At 77.5% G+C, this 2,063-nt stretch carries 1 pseudogene; it reads left to right on the top strand.

Annotation, left to right across the window (positions count from 1 at the left end):
• Positions 1-180 precede the first annotated feature (180 nt).
• Positions 181-2,063, top strand: a pseudogene (locus AN218_RS11865) (polyketide synthase dehydratase domain-containing protein); the annotation flags it as partial.

Genomic DNA, 2,063 nt, shown 5'->3' with positions numbered 1-2,063 from the left:
GGCCCCGTCGACGCGGCCGGCATCCGCGCGTGTGGCGAGAGCCTGCCGGGGTTCGCCGCCGCGCTCGACGAGGTGACCGCCGAACTCGCCGCCGCCACCGGCCGCGAGGCCGCCGGACTGCTCGGCCCGGCGGCACCGGCACGACTCGTCTCCGTCACCGGCTGCCTCGCGCTGGCCCGTATGTGGCGCCACCACGGAGTCGAGCCGGCTGCCTTCTCCGGAACGGGCGACGGTGCCCTCGCCGCCGCCCATCTGGCCGGAGACCTCACCCTCGCCGAGGCCGTCGCCGACGACACCCCGGAACCCGCGCCCGCCCCGGAGAAGGGCGAGGTGCTGGAGACCGGGTTCGGCCCGCGGACCCCGCCGGGACGGGCGGAGTTCCTGGCCGAGCTGGCCCGGCTGTGGACGGGCGGCGTGCCGGTCGACTGGCGGCGCGTGCACGCCGGGACGGCCGCACGGCCCGTCGCGCTGCCCCCCTACCCGTTCCAGCACACCCGCTACTGGCCGGACGAGGTGACGGCAGGGGACGTCGCCTCCGCCGGACTCGAACCCGCCGGGCACCCCCTGCTCGGCGCGGTGACCACGGCCGTCGACGGCACGGCGCTCACCGCCTTCGGCCGGCTGTCGCTCTCGGCGCAGCCCTGGCTCGCGGAGCACGTGGTGGGCGGCAGGGTCTTCCTGCCGGGTACCGCCTTCGTCGAACTCGCCCTGCACCTGGGCCGGTTGGCCGGCGCCGGAAGCGTCGGCGAGCTGCTGCTCCAGAGCCCCCTGGTGCTCGAACCCGGCGACGCGCGGCTGCTGCGCGCCGAGGTCGGCGAACCCGACGCCCAGGGCGAACGGACCGTCGCGGTGTACTCGCGCGCCGACGACGCCGAGCCCGGTGTCTGGACCACCCACGCCACCGGCACCCTGACGGCTCCGGCCGCGCCCGCCCCCGTCCGGTCCCGGTGGCCCGCGCCGGACGCCCGCCCGGTGGATCTGACCGGCCTCTACGAGCGGCTGGCGGACGCCGGACTCGACTACGGCCCGCGCTTCCGCGGCCTGACGGCCGCCTGGTCGGCCGGCGACGACCTGTACGCACGGATCGAGCTGCCCGAGGAGGCGCACGCCCAGGCGCTGCGCTTCGGACTGCACCCGGCACTGTTCGACGCCGCCCTGCACACCCTGGCCCTGCGCGGCGGGGACGGCGGGAGGCTGCCCTTCCTGTGGGAGGGCGTCACCCTGCACTCTCCGGGCGCCACCTCGCTGTGGGTCCGGCTGTCGGGCGGAGCGGACGGACCCGGCACCCTGGAACTCGCGGACAGCGACGGTACGCCCGTGGCGACCGTGACCGGACTGACGGTCCGTCCGATCGACGCGGTGGAGACCGCCGGGTCCGTCGTCCGCGACAGCCTGTTCCGTCTGGAGTGGGTCCCCGCCGGTGACGTACCCGAGCGGGAGCACCGGCAGTGGACGGTGGTGGGCGGCACCGGCGTCCCCGCGCGGTGGCGCGACGCGGTGCCGGAGCTGCGCACCGCCGTCTCCGCGGGCGAGGAGCTCGGCACGGGGGAACCCGTCGGCGAGGCCCTCGTGGTGTGGTGGCCGGGCGGGGAGGGCGAACCGCCCCGGGCCGCGCACGAGGCGACCGCCCGTGCGCTGGAACTGCTCCAGCAGTGGCTCGCGGCCGAGCACACCGGCGACAGCCGGCTCGTCGTCCTCACCCGCGGCGCGGTGGCCGCCACTCCGCGGGAGCTGCCGGACCCGGCACAGGCCGCGGTCTGGGGACTGCTGCGCTCCGCCCAGTNCACCCCGGCCGGTTCGTCCTGGTGGACCTGGACGAGCGGGAGACCTCCGCCGCCGTACTGCCCGCCGTACTGGCGCACGGGGAGGGGCAGTACGCCGTGCGCGACGGCGATGTGCTGGTGCCCCGGCTGCTCGGTGCCCAGGTCGCCGTGCCGCGCGAGGACGCGTCGCGAACGGCCGAGGGCGACGAGGTGCTGGTGGCCCTCCGGGCCGTCACGTCCGCCGGCGCGGCCGGTACCGTCCTGGCCGCCGGTCCCGGCGCCACCGGGTTCCGGCCGGGC

The sequence above is a fragment of the Streptomyces nanshensis genome, assembly GCF_001751255.1.
GTDB classification, from domain to species: Bacteria; Actinomycetota; Actinomycetes; order Streptomycetales; family Streptomycetaceae; genus Streptomyces; species Streptomyces nanshensis_A.
The sequence above is the reverse complement of the archived record's forward strand: the minus strand, read 5'-3'. Positions and strand labels throughout refer to the sequence as shown.